This window comes from Pararhodobacter aggregans (assembly GCF_003075525.1).
GTDB lineage: Bacteria > Pseudomonadota > Alphaproteobacteria > Rhodobacterales > Rhodobacteraceae > Pararhodobacter > Pararhodobacter aggregans.
Genome location: NZ_QDDR01000004.1, coordinates 147,679 through 172,759 on the forward strand (window position 1 = coordinate 147,679; position 25,081 = coordinate 172,759).

A 25,081-nucleotide genomic window follows, 5' to 3' on the forward strand; every position below is an offset into this window, starting at 1 on the left:
GCTCACAAGGCGATGGCGCGCTCCTGGGCGATGCCGCGGCGGGCCAGAACATAGACGCAGACCACCATCGCCCAGCCGCAGCCAAAGCCCACGCCCCACGGCAGCGAGCCCGTAGGCGCGATGACCGCGACCAGCCCTGCGGCGCCGATGAGGACCCGCGCCAGAGGCCCGAGCGAGCGGCCGCACCAGCCGGCAAAGGCGATGGCCCAGAGCGTGGTCGAGGCGAGCATCGCGGCGGCCCCGGCGGCGATCTGGGGCGCCGTGCCCTCCCACAGGATCGCCGGGTCGAAGACGAAACTGAAGGGCACGAAGAAGGCCACAAGGCTGAGGCCGAAGGCGGACCAGCTGGTCTTCATCACCGGCGCATCGCCCACCGCTGCGGCCGCGAAGGAGGCCAGCGCCACCGGCGGTGTCACCATCGACAGCACGCAATAGTAGAAGATGAAGAAATGCGCGGCCAGCGGCTCGACACCCAGGTTCTGGATCGCCGGCACGAAGAGGACCGCGCCGATGATATAGGCGGCGACCGTCGGCAGCCCCATGCCCATGATGATGCAGCCGACCATGGCCAGCGCCAGCGACAGGAAGATGGACCCCTCGGCCAGCGTGACCAGCGAACCCGCGAACTTGAGCGCCAGGTTCGATTGCACGGCGACCGCGATCACCAGACCGATCGAGGCGATGGGCACGGCAACCTCGGCCGCCTGCCGCGGGGCCTCGCGCAGGCCCTCGACCAGTGCCGACCAGCCGATCCAGGTGTTGCGGCGCAGGAAGGGCACGATGAAGCAGCTGACCGAGGCGATGACGGCGGAATAGGCCGCCGAATAGCCCCAGACCAGCGCGCCGATCAGGATCAGGGGCGGCAGCAGCAGATGCAGGCGCGGCAGGATCGGATCGACGGCCGCAACCTCGGCCGCGGTCATGGCCCGCACATTGTCGCGCCGGGCCGTCAGGTCGACGACCAGCAGCAGCGCCAGATAGAAGGCGACCGCCGGGATCAGCCCCGCCAGCGCGACCCGCGCATAGGGGACGTTCAACATCTCGGCCATGATGAAGGCGGCAACGCCCATGATCGGCGGCATCAGCTGCCCGCCGGTCGAGGCGATGGCCTCGATCCCCGCGGCACGGTGGCCGGGGACGCCGGTGCGCTTCATCAGCGGGATGGTCAGGACGCCGGTCGAGACGACATTGGCCACCGCCGAGCCCGAGATCGAGCCCATCAGCGACGACGAGATGACGGCGGCCTTGGCCGTGCCGCCCGTTGCGCGGCCGGCAATGCGGATCGCCAGGTCGATGAACAGCTGCCCACCCCCCGCCGCCGCGTAGAAAGCGCCGAACAGGATGAAATAGAAGATGAAATTGACCGAGGTCGAGGTGGTGATGCCCAGCACCCCGGCCGTGGTCATGGTCGAAATCTCGATGGCGGCATCGAGGCCGAAGCCGCGGAACGACAGCCAGCCGGGCAGCAGGTTGCCCCAGAAGGCATAGGCGATGAACACCGCCAGCACGCCGACCAGGATCATCCCCACCGCACGGCGCGCGCCCTCCAGCAGCAGCGCCACCAGCACCACCCCGGCCCAGAGGTCACGGTCGAAGACCGGCGAGACATTCTCCATCCGCGTGGTCAGGCGCTGGAAATCCAGCAGGTAATAGGCGCCGACCCCCAGCGTGGCGAGGATCAGCAGCCCGTCGATGGCGCGGCGCGCCCAGAGGGGCAGGGCCGGGGCGTTCAGGGGCTTGGTCAGGAAAAGCAGGACAAGCGCGAAGGTCAGATGGACCGGGCGTTCGAACAGGGGCTGTTGCGGGGTGAGCAGGATCCAGGCCTGAAAGGCCACGAAGGCCAGGCCGATCACGAAGGCCGGCGACAGAAGGGTCTTGCGAAACGCAGGGGCGGGCATCGGGGTCTCCTCCTCGGGACCGGGACGACGGAACGGACGGACGGGGCCTGCGCCGGAACGCAGGCCCCGGGGCAGGATTACTGGATCCAGCCGCGTTCGCGGTAATACCGCTCGGCACCCGGATGCAGCGGGATGCCGACATTCTCGGGGCGCCAGGCGTTTTCGGGCACGAAGGCGCGCCAGGCGGCATGCGCCTCGCCCATGGCGGCGGCGTTCTCGATCACGGTGCGGGTGATCTGATAGGCGGTCTCGTCCGGCACCGAGGCATTGGCGATCAGCACCGTGCCCAGGTTCGCCCCGACGGTCGGCGCCTCCTGCCCCTCGAACCAGGGACCGAAGGTCCCGACGCCGAGGCCGTTGGCGGACAGTACCTCCATCGCCGCCTGGGGAATGTCGATGAAGCGCATCCCGGCGGTCAGCGTCACCTCGGTGATGGTCGGATGGCCGCGCACGATGGTGTCGATGTAGATGTCCGCATCGCCGTTGCGCAGGATGTCGGGGATCTGCGGCGTGTCCACCTGCACGATGTCGCCGCCATTCGCGCGAATTTCCTCGGCGTTGGTGCCGAGCGCCTGCAGGATCATCTCGGCCGCCGGAACGGCGCTGGAGCCTGCGGGCTTCAGCAGGATGCGGACCGGCTGGTCCGAGGCCAGGATCGCGGCCAGATCGGTGGTGCCGCGCGCCTCCAGGAAGGCCTGACGCGCCATGACGCCGATGTAGACATCGTTGAGCCCGCCGACGAGCGCGCGGATATCGGGGGCCGAGGCGCCCTCGTAGACCGGCGCGCCCTCCATCGCCCAGACGGCGGTGGCGGTGTTGGACAGGGCGATTTCCGCCCGGCCGGCCTGTACGACCATCGGGTTGGCGACGCCGCCGCCCCGGGCCACCACCTCGACGGTATTGGCGCCGAGAATGGGCTCGATCATCTGCTCCAGCGTGGCGGCGAAGACATACCACGAGGTCCCCTCGCGCATGGCGCCGATGCGGATCTCCTGCGCCGGGGCGACGGTGGCGCTGACGGCCAGTGCCGCCGCGCCGAAGGCCGCTTGGCGCAGCGCATTCGTGATGGTTTGAAACATGGTCTCTCCTCCCAGTTCAAAGGGTATGCCCCCGCGACCGGCGCGGGGGCAATGTCTCATTCGGCGGCGAGAAGGTTCTCGACCCGGCCGATGCCCGCGGCGTCGAAGGCGGCGAAGATCTCGGCCTCGGCCGCAGCGCCCAGGTTCTTCAGCGGCTCGCGGATCGTGGCGTGATCCAGCACGCCGCGCTTCACCAGACCCAGCTTCAGCGCGACCGTACCCTCCATGTGCGAGCCACGGTGATAGACCGCGCGCGTCACCGGCAGCAGGCGCTCGAAGATGGCGCGGGCGGTCGGGTAATCCTGCGCCTTGCCGGCCTTGATCAGGTCGATCAGCAGTTCGGGCGCGATGTTGCCGTAGCCGACCAGCAGGCCGTCCACGTCGAACATGGTCGGCAGCAACCATTCGTCATGGCAGGACAGGACCTGCAGGTCGGGCTGCGCGGCCTTCAGCTGCGGGATCTCGACATACCAGCGCTTCATGTTGCGCACGCCGTTCTTGGTGGCGACGACGCCCGGCTGCGCGGCGATGGCGAGCTGGGTGTCGAGGTCATAGCTGGCCTTGGTCGCGTCGGGGTACTGGAACAGGATTTCCTGCAGGCCCGAGGCCTCCCAGATCGCCTTGTAGCGGTCTTGCGGCGCGCCTTTCTGGAAGCCGAAACGCAGCCAGCCGTGGTTCGGATAGACCAGGGCGCCGGTGGCACCCGCATCCTTGCACTTGCGGGCCTCTTCGGCGGCGACCTTGGTGCCTTCGCCGGTGATGCCGGCGATGATCGGAATATCAACGGCATCGGCATAGGCGCGGATCAGGTCCAGGCGTTCGCCCTCGGTCAGGAAGGTGCCTTCGCCCGCATGGCCCAGGATCACCAGCGAGGTGACATCCTCGAACGAGGCCAGCCATTTGGCGATGCGCACATTGGCGTCGAAATCGACATCGCCGTTTTTCTTGAAGGCGGTGACGGGGGCCGGGCTGAGGCCGCGCAGGTTCATCGGTTTCATGGTGCTCTCCTGGATAAGTATCGTTTGCGGGAACGTTCCCATCGGCGGGTGAGTTTTTTGCTTGCTGCGGTCAGGCCGGTGTGTGAGAACGATAGCGGGAACGTTCCCATTTACGGCCGGCCCCCGGCACTCGTCAACCAAAAAAATGACAGTGCCGAACCGGGGGGCTACAAGGACAAAGGACAGGAGGGCGCGGTGGCCAACGACCTATCAGACAGAAAGACCAGCGGCCGGGTGACGATCCTCGACGTCGCCGCGGCCGCGGGCGTGTCGAAATCGACGGTCTCGCGCATCCTGGATGAACGCCTGCCGCGCGCCAGCAATCCAACGGCGGACCGGGTCCGTCAGGTGGCAGCGGACCTCGGCTATGTCCGCGACGTGAGTGCCGCGAACCTGCGGCGCGGAACCTCGCTGACGCTGGGGGTGATCGTGCCGCGCCTGACCGATACCGTGATGGCGATGCTCTACGAAAGCCTCGCCCGCGCCTGTTCCCGCCGGGGCCGCTCCGCCATCGTCGCCACCACCGACGACCGGCCCGAAGCCGTGCGGGCCGCGGCCGATTCGCTTTTCAACCGCGGGGTCGACGGGCTGGTGCTGGCCACCACCCGCACCGACGACGATTTCGCCTCGGAACTGCGCGACCGCGGGATCCCCTTCGTGCTGGCGCTGCGCGGCGACGGCCATTCCGCCGCCTCGCTGGGCGACGACGATCTGGGCGGCTGGCTGGCCACGCGGCACCTGATCGACCTGGGCCACCGGCGCATCGCCCTGATCGCCGGGCCGGAACATGCCTCGAATGCGCTTGGCCGGGTCGAGGGCTACCGGCGGGCCATGGCCGAGGCCGGTCTGCCGGTCGATCCCTCCTGGGTCGTGCCCTCGGCCTTCAGCATCGAGGGCGGGGCGGAGGCGGTGCAGGGCATCCTGAAACTCGACCCGCGACCAACGGCGATATTTGCGGTGAACGACAATACCGCCATCGGCGCGATGTCGGTCATCCAGCGAGCCGGGCTGAACATCCCCAGCGACATCTCGCTGGTCGGCTACAACGACATTCCGCTCGTCTCGCATCTGTCGACGCCCCTGACCACGGTCCGCGTCCCCTTCGACCAGATCGCAACCGGCGCGCTGGAGCTGTTGCTGGCCGGCAGCACCGACGAACAGCGCATCGCCACGCCGACGCTGATCCCCCGGGCAACCAGCGCGGCGCCGGGGCGCTAAGCGCGGGCGGAGGGCATTCCGTCTCCGTCGATGACGTCAACTATGACTTGGCGCGAGCTTCCGAATCTTGGGGCGGGAGCGCCGGGCGGCATACCAACTCCATCTCAACCGCAATGATCTCGGGACGCTCGGCAGGGCGTCCGACCGGGTTTTCCGGCTGGCCAGCCTGTGATCGCACCAGGATTTTCGGGAAAAGTGCTTGAAAGACAGGCGCTTGTAGAACTGTATCGCAAACATCAAAACTGTATGCAATTTTTCTTTACAGAATGCAAAATGCTGGTCTAGCGTACCGAGACAGGAGAAATCATGCCTCATACTCTGCGCCAGAAGATCGCCGACCTTGTACTGAACGGGGAACTGAAGCCGGGCGACCGCCTCGACGAACTGTCCCTCGCGGATCGTTTCGGCGTGTCCCGGACCCCGATACGCGAGGCCATCAGACAGCTTGGCGCCTCGGGCCTGATCGAGATCCGGCCGCGCCGCTCGGCGGTGGTGCGCAGCTTCGACCGGACCGAACTCAGCGAAGCCTTCGAGGCGATGGGCGAGATCGAGGCGCTCTGCGCCTCGCTCGCCGCCGTGCGCATGAACGAGGCCGAGCGGCTCAAGCTGCGCGCGCTCATGGCCGCCTCGCAGGATGTCAGCGCCCGCAACGACCGGCCCGCAGCGCTGGAGCTGGACTTCGAATTCCACGGCCAGCTGCACGACGGCGCCCGCAACCGGATGCTCAAGACGGTGGCCGAGGAAACGCGGCTCAGGATCACGCCCTACAGTGCCGCGCTCTACATGATGGAAGGCTACAACGCCGATCTCGAGCGTCCGCATTCGCAGCATGCGGCCATCGCCGACGCCGTCCTTGCTGGCAATGGCGAGGGCGCCGCGCGGCTGATGCGTGAGCATATCGCGCAATCGCTGATCTCGCTCCAGCAATTCTTTGCCGACACGCAATCGCGGTCGGATGCTCCCAAAGTGAAAGGCGACGCCAGGTGACACATTCGTTTCAAGGGCCCGGGCGCGCGCCGATGTACGCGACCGAGGCGATGTGCGCGACCTCGCATCCCGCCGCCGCCCGTGTCGCGCTGGCCATGCTGGGGCAGGGGGGGAATGCCGTCGATGCGGCGGTGGCCGGGGCCGTGGTGCTGGGCTTTTGCGAACCGGCGATGTGCGGGCTGGGCGGCGATGTCTTCGCGCTGATCCATGATGCGAAGACCGGGGAAAGCCGGGGGCTGAACGGCACCGGACGGGCGCCCGCCGCGCTGCATGCGGGCGATCTACGGGCGCAGGGCCTGACCGCGGTCAGCCTTGATTCGGTGCATGCGGTGACCGTGCCGGGCGCGGTCGACGCCTTCGACCGGCTGATCGCGACCGAGGGGCGGCTGGATCTGGCGACGGTCCTCGCGCCCGCCATCGCGGTGGCCGAGCGCGGCGTGCCCACCCATCGCCGCACCGCCATCGACGGGGCGACTTTCGCTGGGCGGCTCAAAGGCGCCGGGCGGCAGCATTTCATGCGGGAGGGGCGCAGCCTCCGCGAGGGCGAGATCTTCGCCGCCCCCGGTCAGGCCGAGGCCCTGCGCCTGATCGCCCGCGAGGGCGCCCGCGCCTTCTACGAAGGGCCGGTGATGGAGGATATCCTGGCCACGCTGCGGGCCGAGGGCGGGTTGCACAGCGCCGAGGATTTCGCGCGGACCGCTGCCACGCCGGTCACGCCGATCCGACGGGCCTATCGCGGCCATGATCTGGTGGAATTGCCGCCGAACGGGCAGGGGGCCACCGCGCTGCTGCTGGCCGGACTGCTGGAGCGGTTCGATATCGCCAGCCTGAACCCGCGGGGCGCCGAGCGCGTCCATCTGGAGGCCGAGGCGACGCGCCTTGCCTACAGCGCCCGCAACCGCTTCATCGGTGACCCGGGCGAGGGGGAGTTGAACCTCGACGGGATGCTGTCCGACGCCGCCATCGACGAGATCGCCGCCCATATCGACCCCAAACGCGCCGGCAAGACCCTGCCGCCCCGTTTCGAGGCGCTGCACAAGGACACGGTCTATATCACCGTGGTCGATGCCGAGGGGCTCTGCGTCTCGCTGATCTATTCGCTGTTCTGGCCCTACGGATCGGGCTTTGCCTCGGAACGCTTCGGCATCCCGCTGCACAACCGCGGCGCCGGTTTCACCCTGGCCGAAGGCCATGTGAACGAGCTGATCGGCGGCAAGCGGCCGCTGCACACGCTCTTGCCCGGCCTGCTGGAGGTTCCGGGCACCTATGCCATGCCCTTCGGCGTGATGGGCGGGGCCTATCAGGCGACGGGCCACGCGCATTTCGTCTCGAATCTCGTGGATTACGGGATGGACGTGCAGGCCGCCATCGACGGGCCGCGCAGTTTCCTCGACATCACCTCGGGCAAGCTGGAACTGGAGAGCACCTTTGACGAGGGCGTCGCGGCCCGGCTGGTCGAGATGGGCCATGACGTGACCCGCGCGCGGGTCGGCATGGGCGGGGCGCAGGCCATCCGCCGGGACGCCGCGACGGGGCTGCTGACCGGCGGCAGCGATCCGCGCAAAGACGGTCTGGCCCTGGGGATCTGACATGACCGCGCAGCCCCGCAGAACCGAGATGAAAGTCAGCTTTTCCGGGGTGCTGCGCGGTCTCGCCGCCCTCGCCGTCGTCGCCCTTCTGATGGCGCAGATCGTGATCGTCGCGCTGCGCTACGTCTTCTCCCTGGGCGCGCCCTGGGCCACGGACCTGCTGACCTATCTGTTCTTCTTCATCGTCTCGCTGCCGCTGGTGGGCGTGATCCTGCGCAACGAAAGCGTCCGGGTGGACGTGTTCAGCGGCCGCTTCCCGCCGCGGCTGAACCGGATCATCGACCGGGTCGCCCTGCTGGGCCTCTTGTTCCCGGCGACGGCCTGGGCTGCGTGGAACGCGGTGCCGATGGTGCGGACCTCGTGGCGGGTGCTGGAGGGGTCGCCGACGCTGGGCGGCCTGCCGGGCCTCTTCCTGCTCAAGACGGTGACGGCCCTGATTTTCGCCGCACTCGCGCTGGTCGCGTTGATCGTCGGCCTGCGGCCGCGCCTTTACGGAAAGGGTGACAAGACATGAGCGATGCGCTCCTTGCCCTTCTGGGCGTGCTGCTGCTCGGCGGCATCCTGTCCGGTGCGCCGGTCGGCTTCGTCTTGCTCGGTGTGCCGACGCTGGTGGCCCTCCTCGGCGCGTCGCTCGGCGTCTTCGACCTCGGCTTTCTCTCGGCCTTTCCGTCGCGGGCCTTCGGCATCCTGACCAACGACGTTTTCCTCTCGGTGCCGCTTTTCGTGCTGATGGGCGGGCTGATGGAGCGTTCCAACATCGCCAAGCGCATGATGCTGACGGCGGGCGCGCTGTTCGGCAAGCGCGAGGGCGGCATGGCCTATGCCGTCGTGATCGTCGGCGCGCTGCTCGCGGCCTCGACCGGGGTGATCGGCGCCACGATCTTCATGCTGGGCCTGATCGCCATGCCCGCCATGCTGCAGGCCGGATATTCGAAATCGCTGGCGTCCGGCGTCATCTGCGCCTCGGGCTCGCTGGGGCAGATCATCCCGCCGTCGATCCTGCTGATCCTGCTGACCGATCAGGTCTCCTCGGCCTATCAGGCCGGACGGCGCTCGGCCGGGGAATGGGCGGTGCAGCCGGTCTCGGTCGGCGATCTCTTTGCGGGGGCCTTCATTCCCGGGCTGATGCTGGTCGGGCTTTACCTCCTCTATATCCTTGTCACCTCGCTCCGCCGACCCGAAAGCTGCCCGCCGGTGATCCCGCGCGACGAGCTGGGTAACCAGACCCGTCCCGACCTTGCCGAAGTGACCTATTCGCTGGTCATGCCGCTTCTCCTGATCCTGATCGTGCTGGGCTCGATCCTGGGCGGGATCGCCACCGCCACGGAAAGCGCCGCCCTTGGCGCGGCCGGGGCGCTGGTCATGACGGCGATGGACCGCGACGGCGTGCCACGCTGGCGGCGGGCGCTCATGGTCGCGGTGCTGCCCGCGGCGCTGGCTCTGGTGCTGGTCAAGGCGATGGGCGGGGCCCAGGCCTCGCCGCTGGCGGCCGGGATCGGGACGGTGGCGCTGGTCATGCTCTGCCTCGGCACACTGGCCGCGCTGGTGCAGGAATTCCGCCGCGGCGGGCTGTGGGACGTGACGCTGAGCACCGCGAGCATGGTCTCCATGCTGACGCTCATCGTGCTGGGCGCGACCATGCTGTCGCTGGTCTTCCGGGGCCTGCACGGCGAGGCGATGGTCGAGGACTTCCTGCATGGCCTGCCGGGCGGCAGCATGACTGCGGTACTGGTGGTCATGGCGATCATCTTCGCCCTCGGCTTCGTCATCGAATACGTCGAGATCATCTTCATCGTCGTGCCGATCGCCGGCCCGCCCCTGATGGCCGCAGGCGTCGACCCGGTGTGGTTCGCCATCCTCATCAGCCTGAACCTGCAGATCAGCTTCCTCACGCCGCCCTTCGGCTACGCGCTGTTCTACTTCCGCCGCGTCGCGCCGCCGACCGTGCAAACCATCGACATCTACAGGGGGATCGTGCCGTTCATCCTCTTGCAGATGGTCGCGCTGGCCATCGTCTACCTGGTCCCCGACCTCGCGACATGGCTGCCCCGCGCCCTCTACCACTGAGCGGCCCAACCAACAGGGATCATACCATAATGAAAAGAAGAACCTTCCTCACCACTGCCGCCGTTTCGCCCGTGGCCCTCGCCGCGCCCGGCATCGCCCGCGCCCAGGCGCAGCACAACTGGAAACTGGTGACCTCGGTGCCGCGCGGCCTGCCCGGTCCCGGCGCCTCGGCTCAACGCTGGGCCGAGCGCATCACCCGGATCTCCGAGGGGGCGATCAACGTCCAGGTGTTCGGCGCGGGCGAGCTGGTCGCGCCCTTCGCCACGCAGGAAGCGGTGGAGAGCGGCACGGCCGAGGCCTATCACGGCTCGGGCACCTGGTTTTCGGGGCGCGACATCGCGCATGCCTTCTTCACCGCCGCGCCCTTCGGCCTGACCTATGACGAGATGCACGCCTGGATGTATTTCGGCGGCGGGCAGCAGCTGCTGGATGAATTCACCAACACCCGCGGCCTGAAGATCTTCATCGGCGGCGGCTCGGGCCTGCAGACCGCCGGCTGGTTCAAGCGCGAGATCACCTCGCTCGACGATCTGAGGGGCCTGAACTTCCGCGCCGCCGGGCTTTACGGCGAGGTGCTGCGCAAGCTGGGGGTCAACCCGACCTCGATCCCGCCGGGCGACATTTTCGCCGCGCTGCAGGCGGGGACGCTCGACGGGGCCGAATGGGTGGGGCCGTCCAATGACCTCGCGTTCGGGCTGCAGAACGTGGCGGGCTACATGTACGCCCCCTCGCCGGTCGAGGTCTATGGCGGCATCGAGTTCGGCATCGGCATGGCGGCCTGGGAGGCGCTGACCGACAGCCAGCGGCTGATGGTCGAGACGGTGACCGAGGCCGAGGCCAACCGATCCTCGGCCGACACCTTCCACGCCAACCTCGCGGCCTATGAGGTGCTGCGCTCGAACCCCGATCTGACCATCGGTGATTTCCCCGACGATGTCTGGGCCGGGATCGAGACCGCCTGTGCCGAGGTGATCGAAGAAGTGAAGGAAACCAGCGACTTCCACCGCCGCTTCGTCGAGGCCTATTACAGCTACGTCCGCCAGGCGACCACCTACAAGCAATATTACGACACCGGCTTCATGGTGCGCCGCCAGAACTTCTTCCTGTGACGAGACGCGCGGACCCAGCCCCGGGCCGGGTCCGCGCCATAAGGACGCCGTCATGACCCTCGATCCCGCGCTGCTTGTCCGGTTGTTCCTGCTGCTGCTGGCAATCGGCGCCCTGGCTGGGCTCCTCGCGGGGCTGCTGGGGGTCGGCGGCGGCATCGTGCTGGTGCCGGCCTTCCACTACAGCTTCACGCTGCTGGGCTTTGCCAGCGATGCCTTGATGCAGATCTGCATTGCCACCTCGCTGGCCACGATCGTCGTCACCTCGGCCCGGTCGCTGCAGGCCCATGACAAGCGCGGGGCGGTCGACTGGGCGATCCTGAAACGCTGGGCGCCGGGGATCGTCATCGGCGCAGCGATTGCCGTCGTCGTGGCGGCGCAGCTGCGTTCCGGCACCTTGCAGGCGATCTTCGGCGGGTTGGCCCTGATCGTCGGCCTCTACATGACCTTCGGCCGCGCAAGCTGGCAGATCGCCCCGCAGATGCCCGGCGGCGCGGTCAGGGCCGCCGCCGCGCCCCTGATCGGGTTCCTGTCGGTGCTGATGGGGATCGGCGGAGGCTCCTTCGGCGTGCCCTTCATGACGCTGCACGGGGTCGCCATCCACCGGGCGGTGGCGACGGCGGCGGGTTTCGGCCTGCTGATCGCCGTGCCCTCGGTCATCGGTTTCGCCTTCCTGCCGGTGGCGGTCCATCCGCCCCTGACGCAGGGCGCGATCAACATCCCGACCTTCCTCGTCATCGTGTCGATGACGCTTCTGACCGCGCCCCTCGGCGCGCGGCTGGCCCATGCGACGCGGCCCGTGCTGCTGAAACGGGTGTTCGGCGCCTTCCTGACCCTTGTCGCGCTGACCATGCTGCGCCGCGCGCTGGGGTTCTGACAGCTTTGAGGCAGAGACCATGACCGACGAGACCCTCTATTCCGGCCCCGAGCTTTGCGCCCTGAGCGCGGTCGACGTGGTGGACCTGTTGCGCCGCGGCGAGGTCTCGCCCGAGGAGTTGATCGCGGCGGCCGAGACGCGGCACGCCCAGACCGACCCGGCGATCAACGCCATGCCGACCACCTGCTTCGACCGCGCCCGCGCGGCCGCCCGCGCGCTGCATGCGCCCGACGATACGCGCGGCGCGCTGCATGGCCTGCCGGTCGGGATCAAGGACCTGTCCGCGGTTCACGGCGTCCGTACCACCTGGGGCACCCCGGCGCTGGCCGATTACCGGCCCGAAAAGTCGGATCCCCTGGTCGAGCGGATCGAAGCGCGCGGCGGTCTGGTGATCGGCAAGACCAACACGCCGGAATTCGGCGCCGGCGCCAACACCTTCAACGCCATCTTCGGCGCCACCCGCAACCCGCATGACACGCGCCTCAACCCGGCGGGCTCGTCGGGCGGAGCGGCGGCGGGGCTGGCGGTGGGCCAGACCTGGCTGAGCCACGGCTCGGACCACGGCGGCAGCCTGCGCACCCCGGGGGCCTATTGCGGCGTCGTCGGCCTGCGGCCCAGCCCCGGCCTGGTCGCGGGCGGGCCCGCGCAGGCGGGCTACATCACCGAGGGCGTGCAGGGCCCGATGGCGCGCTCGGTCACCGATCTGGCCCTGTTCCTCGACACGATGAGCGGCTTCGATCCGCGCTATCCGATCTCGTATCCGGCCGATCCCGTGCCCTATCGGAACGCCGTCACCCGGGCCGATCCTGCCGGCCTGCGCATCGGCTATCTGCCCGACCTCGCGGGCGAAAGCGCCGTCGATCCTGACATGCGCGCCCATATCGACGGGGTGATGACGCGGATGGAAGGGGCAGGGGCCAGGGTCGAGGCGGTGACGCCTGACCTCTCGGGCATGCGCCGCGCCTATTACGTGCAGCGCGGGCTGCTCTGGGCCACGCTCATGCGCGACATCGACCCTGAGGTCCGGGCGGGGTTCAAGCCGACGCTCGAGGGCAATGTGCAGGACGGGCTGGCGCTGAGCATCGACGACATCATCGACGCCCAGCTGATCCGGTCGCGGCTTTACGATGCGGTGCAGGCGGTCTTTGCCCATGTCGACGTGCTGGCCTGTCCTGTCGTCGGCACGATGCCGCACCCGGTCGAGGAGGAATGGGTGCACCGGATCGACGGCAAGGAGCTGAGTTTCTACATGGATTGGCTGGATTGCGGGTTTCTGGCCACGGCGCTGGGTCTGCCCGCGATGTCTGTGCCGGTCGGCCGCAACCCCGCGGGGATCCCGGTCGGGCTGCAACTGATCGGCAAGCCGCGGGGCGAAGCGGGTCTCCTTTCGGCGGCGCGCGGGGTCGAGATGGTTTTCGGCGGCCCGTTGCCGGTGCTCGACCCGGTCGTGCGCCACAGATAGCAGCGTAGTGGCAAGGGGTCTGAGCTTGCCCTTGCAGGATACATAACACCGATTATCAGCCTTATGGCTAGTTGCATGGGATAGCGTCCGTGAGTCTCGAGCAGTAGCGCGAATGACAATGTTCGTCATCCCGACCAAGCTCATCAAACTCCAGTAGGTCCAGCACAGGACCAGAGGAGGCAAACCCCGCCCTGCCGCCTTGAACCAACTGGGTTGGTCCGCGAGGGTCACGAAAGGAGTCCGGCTACTTCGCAAGAGTCGGAGGGTGCATTCTCGAGCAAGCCCGGCCCCCCCCCAAGCCAGACAACGCCGCCCGCGCCGGACCATGTCGGCACAAGACCAAGGGAGGACACAGCGTTGAAGTTGGCCCAGTTGAAGGCGAAGAGCCCTGTCAGTGTCAGCTTGATGAGATACCAGAAGAAGCTGGCGCATCCATCCTGCGGAACCGGAAGGCCATGTTGATGCAAACGCCGATAAGCGAAAGCGTGACGATCAACAGAGCGACAGTGCCGGTATTGCTCGCCACAGCCCCGAACGGGGATTCGGCGGCATCAGGCAGGAAGCCGTCGGCAGTTTCGACCATCCATCTGACGATGCTCCTTACCGGTTGCCTTGCGCTTCGGATGCCCCCTCCTGTGTGGCGATGATGACCTCACCACCCCGGCACCTTGCGATGCCGTCGGCCGGGGGTATCCATCACATCAAGCCTGGATCGCGGCGTCGGTGAGGATCGGCTGACGCCCGCGCTTGCCCGTCGGCGCCGCCAGCCATTGCGTCGCCGGATCTGCGCAACAAAGCGCATTTGGATCCCCGACAGAGCCGAAGGAACGGGCGCTCACTCGTTCATCAACTGCCAGACTGCCACACGGTAGCGCGAGAAGACCGCGTCCCTGTCGACATGCCGGCCTCCGCTCACCCGGTGCCGACCGGCCGACCAGACATCGGTCACCACGTTGTCTTTGGCCGCGAAGCCGAGACCATCGAGGATCCTGTCCGCCGGCAGGGCACAAAGCGCCGGGCATTGACTGTCGATCGCCACGAGATCGGCCAGTCTGCCAGTCTCGATGACCCCCGCATCGCGCGCCAGCGCCTGCGCCCCGCCCCGCGCGGCGGTGGTGTAGAGGTATGCGCCGACCGAGCCTGCGCCCGGGATCATCACGTTGCGGCTCGTGTCGCGCAGGCGCTGGGAATATTCCAGCGTGCGCAACTCTTCCGTGAGCGAGATATTGACGTTCGAATCCGATCCGATGCCGAACCGCCCCCCGGCCGCCGCATAATCGGGGCCGTTGAACGGCCCGTCGCCCAGATTGGCCTCGGTGATCGGGCACAGACCGGCCACGGCGCCGGTCCGGGCCATGGCGCCGGTTTCCGCCTGCGTCATGTGCGTGGCGTGGATCAGGCACCAGCGTTCGTCGACGGATTGATGATCCAGAAGCCATGCAACCGGTCTGGCGCCAAGCCAGGCCTCGATGTCGCGCACTTCCTGCGGCTGTTCGGCGATGTGGATGTGAATGGGCCCCTGCCCATGCGCCGCCACGACCCGCGCCAGATCGTCGGGACAGGTAGCGCGCAGCGAATGGGGCGCGATGCCGATGCGTGCGTCCGGCGGCAGCTCGCGCAGGGATGATGCCGCGCGCTCCGTCAACTGCGCGAAACGGTCGACATCATTGCCGAAACGCCGCTGCCCGGCGGTCAGCGCGGCCTGCCCCGCCCCGCCATAGGTATAGAGAACTGGCAGATGGGTCAGGCCGATCCCCGTCTGCGCGGCTGCGGCGAAGATCCGGTCTGACAATTCAGCGATGTTGTCATAGGGCGTCCCGCCCGGCTGATGGTGGACATAGTGGAACTCTCCCACGCCGGCGAAACCCGCCTCCAGCATCTCGACGTAAACCTGGGCGGCGATCGCTTCGAGCTGGTCGGGGGTCATGCGATCCATGAACCGGTACATGAGGTCGCGCCAGGTCCAGAAACTGTCTCGGCCCTGTTGCCGGAATTCGGTCATCCCCGCCATGGCGCGCTGAAATGCATGGCTGTGCAGGTTGCTCAGAGACGGCAGCAGGGTGTCGACGCAGGTGTCGCCCGCCTGCGGACCGACATCCGCCTGCAAGTTCGTGATGATCCCGGCATCGACGGCCAGGCGGACATTGACGGCCCAGCCATCGGCCAAGAGAGCCTGTTTTGCATGAATCACGGCCTTACCTCCAAGCTTATATCTTTTATGTATAGACATATAATCGGGGCGGCGCTAGGAGAAAAGCAGAATATGGAGGGAACCCGGATGCCTGACGCGAGTCAGCTGATGACCAATCTGACCGCCGTCACGCTGACCGGCGACGCCCCCTATGGCCTGATCGACGATGCGGCCATCGCCATCGCGGACCGCCGGATCGCCTGGGTCGGCAAGCGCGCCGATCTGCCGCGGGATCTGACGTCGCTCGACGCTGTTGACATGGGCGGGCGACTGGTCACGCCGGGGCTGATCGACTGTCACACGCATCTGGTCCATGGCGGCAACCGCGCGGTCGAGTTCGAGATGCGGCTGAACGGCGCCAGCTACGAAGAGATCGCTCGCGCGGGCGGCGGCATCGTTTCGACCGTTCGCGCGACGCGGCAGGCCAGCGAGGATACGCTGCTGCGCGAGGCCCTGCGCCGCGCCGATGCGCTGCTCGCGGAAGGGGTCACCACGCTTGAAATCAAGTCAGGCTACGGGCTCGATATCGAAACCGAGCTGCGGATGCTGCGGGTCGCGCGGGCGGTCATGGCGAACCGGCCGGTACGGGTGAAGACGTCGTTCCTGGGGGCCCATGCCGTTCCGGCCGAGTACAAGGACCGCGCCGACGCCTATATCGACGAGGTCTGCATTCCCGCCTTGCGTGCCGCCCATGCCCAAGGGCTGGTGGATGCGGTCGACGGGTTCTGCGAGGGCATCGCCTTTTCCCCCGTGCAGATCGCCCGCGTCTTCGACGTCGCACAAGAACTGGGACTGCCCGTCAAGCTGCACGCCGAACAGCTGTCGAACCTCGGCGGTGCGGCCATGGCGGCGAGATACGGCGCGCTGTCAGCCGATCACATCGAATATTTGGATGAAGCGGGCGTGGCCGCGATGGCAAAAGCCGGAACGGTGGCCGTGCTGCTGCCAGGCGCCTTCTACACGCTGCGTGAAACCCAGAGGCCGCCGGTTCAGGCCCTGCGCGACGGCGGCGTGAGGATTGCGCTCGCGTCCGATGCCAACCCTGGCTCGTCTCCGCTGACCTCGCTGCTGCTGACCATGAACATGGGCTGCACCCTGTTCCGCCTGACGCCTGAAGAGGCGCTGCGCGGGGTGACGACCAATGCCGCCTGCGCCCTGGGCCTGTCCGATGTGGGCAGCATCGCGCCTGACCAGCGCGCCGAGCTGGCCGTGTGGGATGTCGAGCACCCGGCAGAGCTGTCCTACCGCATCGGCTTCAATCCTCTGCATTCGCGCATTTTCGGAGAAATCGCATGACGTCCCTGACCCTGACACCCGGCGCCGCCACCTTGGCCGACCTTGCCCGCATCTATCGGGAAGAGGCGGCCGTCACGCTGGACCCGGCCTGCCACCCGACTATCGCACAAGCGGCAGCCCACATCGACGCTGCCGCCAAGGGAGAGGCCGCCGTCTACGGCGTCAATACGGGCTTTGGCAAACTCGCCTCGGTCAAGATTGCGGCGGAGGACACCGCGACCCTGCAACGCAACCTCATCCTGTCCCATTGCTGCGGCGTCGGCGATCCGATCTCGCGCCGCCATTCCCGGCTGATGATGGCACTCAAGCTGTTGTCGCTGGGGCGCGGGGCCTCAGGCGTGCGGCTGGAGCTCATCACGCTGATTGAGCAGATGCTGGCTCGCGGCGTGACGCCGGTGATCCCGGTGCAGGGGTCGGTCGGGGCCTCGGGCGATCTGGCCCCGCTGGCGCATATGGCCGCTGTCATGATGGGCCATGCCGAAGCAGAGTACGAGGGCGAAACGCTGCCGGGCGCCGAGGCCCTTGCCCGCGCCGGACTGAAGCCGGTCGAGCTGGGCGCCAAGGAGGGGCTCGCGCTTATCAACGGCACGCAGTTCTCGACCGCCTTCGCGCTGGCCGGCTTGTTCGATGCATGGCAGGCGATGCAGGCGGCGCTTGTGACCTCGGCCCTGTCGACTGATGCGATCATGGGCTCGACCGCGCCCTTGCAGCCGGAAATCCACGCCCTGCGCGGCCATCCGGGCCAGATCGAGGCGGCGGCGACGATGCGCGCGCTGCTCGACGCCAGCGAGATCCGCGAGAGCCACCGCGACGGCGACACCCGCGTGCAGGACCCCTATTGCATCCGCTGCCAGCCGCAAGTGACCGGCGCAGCGATGGACATGCTGCGCATGGCCGGCCGCACGCTTCAGATCGAGGCGAACGCCGCGACCGACAACCCGCTGGTGCTGAGCGAGGCGGGGCTGATCGTCTCGGGCGGGAATTTCCATGCCGAACCCGTAGGCTTTGCCGCCGACATGATCGCCCTTGCCGTGGCCGAGATCGGCGCCATTGCCCAGCGTCGCGTCGCGCTGATCGTCGACCCGACGCTGAGCTTCGACCTGCCACCGTTCCTCACCCCCAATCCCGGGCTGAATTCGGGCCTGATGATCGCCGAGGTGACCAGTGCGGCGCTGATGAGCGAGAACAAGCATCTCGCCAATCCCTGCGTGACGGATTCGACGCCGACCTCCGCCAATCAGGAAGACCATGTGAGCATGGCCGCCCATGGGGCGGTCCGGCTGGGACGCATGGTGACCAATCTCGAACGGATCCTCGGGGTGGAGTTGCTCTGCGCCGGCCAGGGGATCGAGTTCCGCGCCCCCCTCAAAACCAGTGCGCCGCTGGCTTCGGCGCTGGCCCATCTGCGCCAAACCGTACCGTCGGTGGTCGAGGATCGCTACATGGCCCCCGACCTGGAGCGCGCGGCAACGCTGGTCCGCAGCGGTGCCCTGATTTCGGCCACCGGGCTGAAAATGCCGGAACTGAGCGCATGAACCCTGTCGAGATCACCCGCGGCAAGGGCCCGGTCGTTCTGGGATTGCCGCATACCGGAACCTGGCTGCCGGACGATGTCAGCGCCCGGCTGAACGAATGCGGGCGCGGGCTCGACGATACCGACTGGCACATCCATACCCTTTATGAGGGGTTGCTGCCGGGGGCGAGCACGGTGCGCGCCACCTTCCATCGCTACGTGATCGACGCCAATCGCGACCCGTCGGGGCAAAGCCTCTACCCCGGGCAGAACACAACGGGCCTCGTGCCGCTGACCGCTTTCGACGGGCGGCCGATCTGGGAGCGCGAACCCACGCCCGACGAGGTCGAGGCAAGGCGGGTCCGCTATCACGCGGCCTATCACGCCGCCCTGGAGGCCGAGATGGAGAGGGTCCGCGCCGAGCACGGGGTCGCGATCCTCTATGATTGCCATTCGATCCGCAGCCACATTCCCTTCCTGTTCGACGGTATCCTGCCGGATTTCAACATCGGCACCAATGGCGGCGAGAGCTGCGATCCCGCCATCGAGGCGGCCGTGCAGGGGATCTGCGCGCGCGCCGATGGCTACAGCTCGGTGCTCAACGGACGTTTCAAGGGCGGCTGGACCACGCGGCATTATGGCCGTCCGACTGAAGGCTATCACGCCATCCAGATGGAACTGGCGCAATCCACCCACCTGACGGCCGAGGCCGCGCCCTGGACGCTTGACGCAGCCAAGGCCGAAGCGCTGCGCGCGCCCCTCGCCGAGATCCTGACAACACTGGCCGATCTGGCCCCGACCCTTGGAGGCAAACGATGACCAATCCCCGCCACAACATCCGCGACGTCTATCCCGATACCGGGACCGAGATCACCGCGAAAAGCTGGCTGACCGAGGCGCCGATGCGGATGCTGATGAACAACCTGCATCCCGACGTGGCCGAGAACCCGCACGAGCTGGTCGTCTATGGCGGCATCGGGCGCGCCGCCAGGACCTGGCAGGATTTCGACACCATCGTCGCCAGCCTGAAAGAGCTGGAAGACGACCAGACCCTGCTGGTGCAATCCGGCAAGCCCGTGGGCGTCTTCCGCACTCACAAGGACGCGCCGAGGGTGCTGATCGCCAATTCCAACCTTGTGCCGCACTGGGCTAACTGGAAGCATTTCAACGAGTTGGACAAGAAGGGGCTGGCCATGTACGGCCAGATGACCGCCGGGTCGTGGATCTATATCGGCTCGCAGGGGATCGTTCAGGGCACCTATGAAACCTTCGTCGAGGCCGGGCGCCAGCATTATGACGGCAAACTGACCGGGCGCTGGATCCTGACCGGCGGTCTTGGCGGCATGGGCGGCGCGCAGCCGCTGGCAGCCGTCATGGCGGGGGCCTGCTGCCTTGCGGTCGAATGCGACGAAACCCGCGCCGATTTCCGCCTGCGCACCCGCTATGTCGACGAGAAGACCCATTCGATCGACGAGGCCCTCGACATGATCGACCGCTGGACCAAGGCGGGCGAGGCGAAATCCGTGGCGCTGATCGGCAACGCGGCGGATGTGTTCCCCGAACTGGTCAGGCGCGGCGTGCGCCCCGATATCGTCACCGACCAGACTTCGGCCCATGATCCGGTCCACGGCTATCTGCCGCAGGGCTGGACCGTCGCCGAGTGGCGCGAGAAGCAGCAAAGCGATCCGGACGCGGTAGAAAAGGCCGCGCGCGCTTCGATGAAGGTGCATGTCGCCGCAATGGTGGATTTCTGGAACGCCGGCGTGCCGACGCTGGATTACGGCAACAACATCCGCCAGGTGGCGCTGGAAGAGGGGCTGGAAGACGCCTTTGCCTTCCCCGGCTTCGTGCCCGCCTATATCCGCCCGCTGTTCTGCCGCGGGATCGGACCGTTTCGCTGGGCGGCTCTGTCGGGCGACCCCGAGGACATCTACAAGACCGACGCCAAGGTGAAAGAGCTGGTGGATGACCCGCATCTGCACAACTGGCTCGACATGGCGCGCGAGCGGATCAGCTTCCAGGGGCTGCCGGCGCGGATCTGCTGGGTGGGACTGGGTGTGCGGCACAAGCTGGGTCTCGCCTTCAACGAGATGGTGCGCAACGGCGAGCTGAAGGCCCCGGTGGTGATCGGCCGCGATCACCTCGACAGCGGCTCGGTCGCCTCGCCCAACCGCGAGACCGAGGCGATGAAGGACGGCTCTGATGCCGTGTCCGACTGGCCGCTCCTGAACGCGCTGCTCAACACCGCGTCGGGCGCGACCTGGGTGTCGCTGCACCATGGCGGCGGGGTCGGGATGGGCTTTTCCCAGCACTCCGGCATGGTGATCTGCTGCGACGGGTCCGAGGATGCCGACCGGCGGCTGGCCAATGTCCTGTGGAACGATCCGGCTACCGGCGTCATGCGCCACGCCGATGCGGGCTACGACATCGCGAAGGATTGCGCGCGCGAACACGGGCTGAACCTGCCAGGCATCCTCTGAATTCCGGTGACATGCCGCGGCGCCCCGCCGCGGCATGTCAGTATTTCGTCGTCATCCTGTGGCCCCGCCGATAGGTCAGCCGGACCAGCGTCACCGCCGCTTCCCGCAGCCATGTCGTACGCTCGGTGCGAAACAGTGCATTCCCGGCGAAGCATCCCATGTGATCGGCAATATCCTGTGTCGCCTCCACCGCCGAGAAACTGATCTCGGCATTCGAAAACGGCACTTCTGCCAGCAGCCATTCGTTCGGTCCGCTCTTGGTGAAATCCGCCTTCAGGACTGATGGGACGACCTCGGGATTGATCCAGCGCTCTTCGTGCTGATACGGGAGTCCATCCGCCCAATGCATACAGACCACGCGAACGACCTGCTGGCCCGCCTTCAGGGCGAGCCGCCCGAGCAACCAGTCGGGAACATCCAGAACCGACCGGTCGATCAGCGCATAGCGGTACTCTGCCCGCTGTGCCTCGATCTCTTCGCGCACGATGGGAATCGCAAAGCGCGCCTGACGGATCGGCGCCTTGCGCACCCGCGTACCGGCCTTGCGCTTGCGCTCGACGATGCCTTCCTCTGCCAATTCGCGCATCGCCCGATTGACCGTGGCGCGCGCGCAGCAATATTTTTCGGCAAGGTCCATTTCGTTCGGCATCAAGGTGCCGGGCGCCATGACACCGCGCGCAATCTGATCCAGAAGATCCGCTTTGACATCCTTGTAGGTCACGGTCATTGGCATCGCCCCTTTGTTACTTCAGCCAATCTAACCAATAGACCAACCCAGCTATCCGAACTTCGGGTATACAGTCGCGTGTAAACCTCGATAATGGTATACATAATGTAATAACATTAGACAATAGGACCGAACCCTTGTCGCCCATTCTCAAGATCACCCTGTCTCGGCTTGCCATGGGAATCCTCACGCTTGTGATCGTGAGCGTGCTGATTTTCTCGGCCATCGAACTCTTGCCCGGGGACATCGCGACGGAAACACTCGGCCAATCCGCAACCGAGGAAACCATCGCCGCATTCCGGGAGCGTTTCAATCTGAACGGCCCGGTTCACATGCGCTATTTCGAGTGGCTGGCAAGCGCGGTTCAGGGAGATTTCGGTGTCTCGCTGTCGAACCAGCGTCCGATCTCGGAACTGATCGCGCAACGCGCAGGCAACACCTTCTTCCTGGCCGCCTATGCCGCGCTGATCGCGGTGCCGATCGCCATCGTCCTTGGGATGCTGGCGGCGCTCTATCGCAATTCGGCGTTCGACAAGGCGGTCTCGGGCGCCACGCTCGCGGCGATTTCCTTCCCCGAGTTCTTTGTCGCCTACATTCTCGTGCTGCTGTTCTCGGTCACCTTCGGCTGGTTCCCCAGCCTTGCCAACGTCGATGCCGGCACCGGGTTTGTCGAGCGGCTCTATCGCACCTTCCTGCCCGCGCTGACCCTGACGCTGATCGTGGTGGCGCACATGATGCGGATGACCCGTGCGGCGATCATCAACCTGCTGGCCCTGCCCTATGTCGAGATGGCCCATCTCAAGGGGATGCGGCGCTGGCGGGTCATCGCGATCCACGCGCTGCCGAATGCCATCGCCCCGATCATCAACGTCGTGGCGCTGAACCTTGCCTATCTGGTCGTGGGGGTTGTGCTGGTCGAAGTGGTCTTCGTCTATCCGGGGCTCGGGCAGCTACTGGTGGACGCGGTGTCCAACCGGGATGTGCCGGTCGTGCAGGCCGCCTGCCTGATCTTCGCCGCCACCTACATTCTTCTGAACATCGCTGCGGACATCCTGTCGATCATCGCCAATCCCCGCCTGCTGCATCCGAGGTAATCGCCGATGACGCCCTTTCTCAGAAAACTCGGCGCGGCGCCGGTCTCGGCCTGGTTCGGCATCGTCATCGTGACGCTGATCGCGCTGACGGCCATTTTCGCCCCGGTTCTTGCCCCCTTCCCCGAATTCGAGGTCGTGGGCCCGCAATACAGTCCCTGGGCCGCGCCGCATTACCTGGGGACCGACGCCCTCGGGCGGGACGTGCTGTCGCGCCTGATCTACGGCGCACGCAATACGGTGGGGATTGCCCTGTTGACGACCGCTCTCGCCTTTCTGATCGGGGCGAGTTTCGGCCTCTTGGCGGCGACGCTGGGCGGCTGGTTCGACATGGTCGCCAGCCGGGCGGTCGATGTGCTGATGGCCATTCCGTCGCTGATCTTCGCCCTTCTGATCCTGACGATCACCGGCACCTCGGTCCTGTCGCTGATCCTTGTCATCGCCGTGTTGGACAGCACCCGGGTCTACCGTCTGTCCCGCGCCGTCGCGCAGGGCATCCTGACGATGGATTATGTCGAGGTCGCGCGGATGCGCGGCGAAGGGTTGTTCTGGATCATCCGCCGCGAGGTTCTGCCGAATTCGTCCGCCCCGCTGATCGCCGAATTCGGGCTGCGCTTCTGCTTTGTCTTCCTGTTCATCTCGGCGCTCTCGTTCCTCGGGCTGGGGCTGCAACCGCCGATCGCGGATTGGGGCGCAATGGTCCGTGAAAGCGCCCGGCTCATCTCGTTCGCCGATTTCTCGACTTGGCAGACCGCCACCTTCGGGCTTGCCCCGCTCTTGCCCGCGGGCGCCATCGCCCTGCTGACGGTGTCCGTAAACCTGATCGTCGACTGGGTGCTTCACCTGGCCAGCGGCCTGGAGGATTAACGCATGACTGACACGTCCGACCTTTTGCTGGATATTCGCGATCTCGTCATCGAGGGCCGGTCAGGCGGCACCTGGCAACCCATTGTCAAGGGCATCGACCTGACGCTGAAACGCGGCGAGATCCTTGGTCTCATCGGCGAAAGCGGCGCCGGGAAATCGACCCTGGGCCTGGCCGCCATGGGCTATGCCAAGTCGGGCTGCCGTATCGCCGGAGGGTCGATCAAGCTCGCCGGCGAGGAACTTGTCGGGGCCCCGGCCGAGACCCTGCGCCACCTGCGCGGCAAGCGCGTAGCCTATGTGGCGCAATCGGCGGCGGCGGCCTTCAATCCCGCCTATCGGCTGATCCGGCAATACAGCGAGGCCCCGGTCAAACATGGCGTCATGTCGCGACAAGAGGCCGAGCGCGACGCCGTGCAGCTGTACCGCGAGATGCAGCTGCCAAACCCCGAAGAGATCGGCTTTCGCTATCCGCACCAGGTGTCGGGCGGGCAGTTGCAGCGGGCGATGACGGCGATGGCCATGGCCTGCCGTCCCGACCTCATCATCTTCGATGAGCCCACAACCGCGCTGGACGTGACCACCCAGATCGAGGTGTTGGCCGCAATCCGCAAGGTCGTGCGCGAGCACAAGACCGCGGCGATCTACATCACCCACGATCTGGCCGTGGTCGCGCAGATGGCCGACCGGATCAAGGTCCTGCTCAAGGGCGACGAGATCGAAGAGGCGGAGACGCGGCAGATGCTGGCCCATCCGCGCGAAGATTACACCAAGTCGCTCTGGGCGGTGCGCGAATTCCGCCGCGCGCCACGGGCACCGGACGACACCGGCAAGCCGATCCTGACGCTTCAGGATGTCGACGCCTCGTATGGCACCCTTCAGGTGCTCGACGGGATCAACCTGAGCGTCAACCGTGGCCAGACCATGGCCGTTGTCGGCGAAAGCGGATCGGGAAAGTCGACGTTGGCACGGGTTATCATGGGTCTGTTGCCGCCCGACAAGGGCAGCGTTCGCCTGGACGGAAAGACGCTGTCGCCGCTCAACCGCCATCGCGACAAGGGCGTGCAGCGCCGGGTCCAGATGATCCATCAGATGGCCGATACCGCGCTCAACCCCAAGCACCGCATCCGCGAGGTTCTGGGCCGGCCGCTCGAATTCTTCCTCGGCATGAAGGGCGCGGCCAAGGAAGCGCGCATCCGCGAGCTTCTGACGATGATCGAACTCGACCCCGATACGTTCATCGACCGGCTGCCCTCGGAATTGTCAGGCGGTCAGAAACAGCGGGTGTGCATTGCCCGGGCGCTTGCGGCCGAGCCCGATTTCATCATCTGCGACGAGGTGACGTCGGCGCTGGACCAGATCGTCGCCGAAGGCATCCTGCGGCTTCTGGACCGGCTGCAACGCGAGATGGGGCTGACCTATCTGTTCATCACCCACGATCTGGCGACGGTGCGGTCGATCGCGGATTGGGTGGTGGTGATGCAAAAGGGGCAGATCGTCGAACAGGGCGCCAAGGATCAGGTCTTCCAGCCCCCTCACCACCCCTATACCGAACTGCTGCTGTCCTCGGTCCCCGAGATGGACACGGAATGGCTGGACAGGGTGCTGAACGACAGACGCGCGGCCGGATAACGACCG

The 25,081-nt window shown here is 66.9% G+C and carries 21 protein-coding genes; 15 read left to right on the forward strand and 6 right to left on the reverse strand.

Going from position 1 to position 25,081, the window contains the following annotated elements:
• Positions 1-2: 2 nt before the first annotated feature.
• From DDE23_RS09720 to DDE23_RS09730, 3 genes are all read right to left on the reverse strand, one after another.
• Entirely contained in the window at positions 3-1,898 is a 1,896-nt protein-coding gene (locus DDE23_RS09720) for a TRAP transporter permease (RefSeq protein ID WP_107751083.1), read from the reverse strand.
• Positions 1,899-1,975: 77 nt separating this feature from the next.
• On the reverse strand, positions 1,976-2,977 hold the full coding sequence (locus DDE23_RS09725; protein WP_107751084.1) for a TAXI family TRAP transporter solute-binding subunit: 1,002 nt from the start codon (positions 2,975-2,977) through the stop codon (positions 1,976-1,978).
• Between the two features lie 56 nt (positions 2,978-3,033).
• A complete protein-coding gene (locus tag DDE23_RS09730) occupies positions 3,034-3,975 on the reverse strand; it encodes a dihydrodipicolinate synthase family protein (protein WP_170121808.1) in 942 nt (313 codons plus the stop codon).
• Between the two features lie 195 nt (positions 3,976-4,170).
• Between DDE23_RS09730 and DDE23_RS09735 the strand changes: the two genes are divergently transcribed.
• The 8 genes from DDE23_RS09735 to DDE23_RS09770 all read left to right on the forward strand — a co-directional run bounded on the left by DDE23_RS09735 (position 4,171) and on the right by DDE23_RS09770 (position 13,281).
• Entirely contained in the window at positions 4,171-5,193 is a 1,023-nt protein-coding gene (locus DDE23_RS09735; protein WP_107751085.1) for a LacI family DNA-binding transcriptional regulator, read from the forward strand.
• A gap of 306 nt (positions 5,194-5,499) precedes the next feature.
• Positions 5,500-6,180, forward strand: a complete 681-nt coding sequence (locus DDE23_RS09740) for a GntR family transcriptional regulator (protein WP_107751086.1) — start codon at positions 5,500-5,502, stop codon at positions 6,178-6,180.
• Between the two features lie 50 nt (positions 6,181-6,230).
• Positions 6,231-7,769 carry a gamma-glutamyltransferase family protein gene (locus tag DDE23_RS09745; RefSeq protein WP_107751240.1) on the forward strand — a complete coding sequence of 513 codons (1,539 nt, stop codon included), beginning with the start codon at positions 6,231-6,233 and terminating at the stop codon, positions 7,767-7,769.
• Position 7,770: 1 nt separating this feature from the next.
• Positions 7,771-8,283: a TRAP transporter small permease subunit gene (locus DDE23_RS09750; RefSeq protein WP_107751087.1), complete on the forward strand. Its 513-nt coding sequence runs from the start codon at positions 7,771-7,773 to the stop codon at positions 8,281-8,283.
• A complete protein-coding gene (locus DDE23_RS09755) occupies positions 8,280-9,836 on the forward strand; it encodes a TRAP transporter large permease (protein WP_107751088.1) in 1,557 nt (518 codons plus the stop codon). The genes DDE23_RS09750 and DDE23_RS09755 overlap by 4 nt, the downstream gene beginning before the upstream one ends.
• 29 nt (positions 9,837-9,865) lie before the next feature.
• Positions 9,866-10,945, forward strand: coding sequence for a TRAP transporter substrate-binding protein (locus DDE23_RS09760; RefSeq protein WP_157958001.1), 1,080 nt, complete (start codon positions 9,866-9,868; stop codon positions 10,943-10,945).
• Positions 10,946-10,997: 52 nt separating this feature from the next.
• Positions 10,998-11,819, forward strand: coding sequence for a sulfite exporter TauE/SafE family protein (locus tag DDE23_RS09765; RefSeq protein ID WP_107751090.1), 822 nt, complete (start codon positions 10,998-11,000; stop codon positions 11,817-11,819).
• A gap of 19 nt (positions 11,820-11,838) precedes the next feature.
• The gene (locus DDE23_RS09770) at positions 11,839-13,281 is read left to right on the forward strand and encodes an amidase (protein WP_107751091.1); all 1,443 of its coding nucleotides are present in this window, start codon (positions 11,839-11,841) and stop codon (positions 13,279-13,281) included.
• 397 nt (positions 13,282-13,678) lie between these two features.
• Here the strand turns inward: DDE23_RS09770 and DDE23_RS09775 are convergent, their stop codons facing one another.
• Both DDE23_RS09775 and DDE23_RS09780 read right to left on the reverse strand, forming a co-directional pair.
• Positions 13,679-13,864, reverse strand: coding sequence for a hypothetical protein (locus DDE23_RS09775; protein ID WP_238149949.1), 186 nt, complete (start codon positions 13,862-13,864; stop codon positions 13,679-13,681).
• Positions 13,865-14,116: 252 nt separating this feature from the next.
• Positions 14,117-15,472: a formimidoylglutamate deiminase gene (locus DDE23_RS09780; RefSeq protein WP_238149950.1), complete on the reverse strand. Its 1,356-nt coding sequence runs from the start codon at positions 15,470-15,472 to the stop codon at positions 14,117-14,119.
• Positions 15,473-15,580: 108 nt separating this feature from the next.
• Here DDE23_RS09780 and hutI point away from each other — a divergent pair, with 108 nt between their 5' ends.
• From hutI to hutU, 4 genes are read left to right on the forward strand one after another with little or no spacing between them, the layout of a single operon-like run.
• Positions 15,581-16,768 (forward strand): imidazolonepropionase, encoded by a 1,188-nt coding sequence (gene hutI / locus DDE23_RS09785; RefSeq protein WP_211316859.1) that lies wholly within the window; start codon positions 15,581-15,583, stop codon positions 16,766-16,768.
• Positions 16,765-18,303, forward strand: coding sequence for a histidine ammonia-lyase (hutH, locus tag DDE23_RS09790; protein WP_107751094.1), 1,539 nt, complete (start codon positions 16,765-16,767; stop codon positions 18,301-18,303). The genes hutI and hutH overlap by 4 nt, the downstream gene beginning before the upstream one ends.
• Complete coding sequence (gene hutG / locus DDE23_RS09795) at positions 18,300-19,100, forward strand: N-formylglutamate deformylase (RefSeq protein ID WP_107751095.1); 801 nt, start codon at positions 18,300-18,302, stop codon at positions 19,098-19,100. The genes hutH and hutG overlap by 4 nt, the downstream gene beginning before the upstream one ends.
• The gene (hutU, locus tag DDE23_RS09800; RefSeq protein ID WP_107751096.1) at positions 19,097-20,761 is read left to right on the forward strand and encodes a urocanate hydratase; all 1,665 of its coding nucleotides are present in this window, start codon (positions 19,097-19,099) and stop codon (positions 20,759-20,761) included. Before hutG ends, hutU begins: the two co-directional genes overlap by 4 nt.
• Before the next feature lie 37 nt (positions 20,762-20,798).
• On the opposite strand, the gene DDE23_RS09805 is transcribed toward hutU, so the two are convergent.
• Positions 20,799-21,488, reverse strand: coding sequence for a GntR family transcriptional regulator (locus DDE23_RS09805; RefSeq protein WP_107751097.1), 690 nt, complete (start codon positions 21,486-21,488; stop codon positions 20,799-20,801).
• Between the two features lie 137 nt (positions 21,489-21,625).
• Here DDE23_RS09805 and DDE23_RS09810 point away from each other — a divergent pair, with 137 nt between their 5' ends.
• Genes DDE23_RS09810 through DDE23_RS09820 form a run of 3 tightly spaced genes read left to right on the forward strand, consistent with a single transcriptional unit; the run spans position 21,626 to position 25,075 of the window.
• Positions 21,626-22,582, forward strand: coding sequence for an ABC transporter permease (locus DDE23_RS09810; protein WP_107751098.1), 957 nt, complete (start codon positions 21,626-21,628; stop codon positions 22,580-22,582).
• A gap of 6 nt (positions 22,583-22,588) precedes the next feature.
• Entirely contained in the window at positions 22,589-23,446 is an 858-nt protein-coding gene (locus DDE23_RS09815; protein ID WP_107751099.1) for an ABC transporter permease, read from the forward strand.
• Positions 23,447-23,449: 3 nt separating this feature from the next.
• Positions 23,450-25,075, forward strand: a complete 1,626-nt coding sequence (locus tag DDE23_RS09820; RefSeq protein WP_107751100.1) for an ABC transporter ATP-binding protein — start codon at positions 23,450-23,452, stop codon at positions 25,073-25,075.
• Positions 25,076-25,081: the final 6 nt, after the last annotated feature.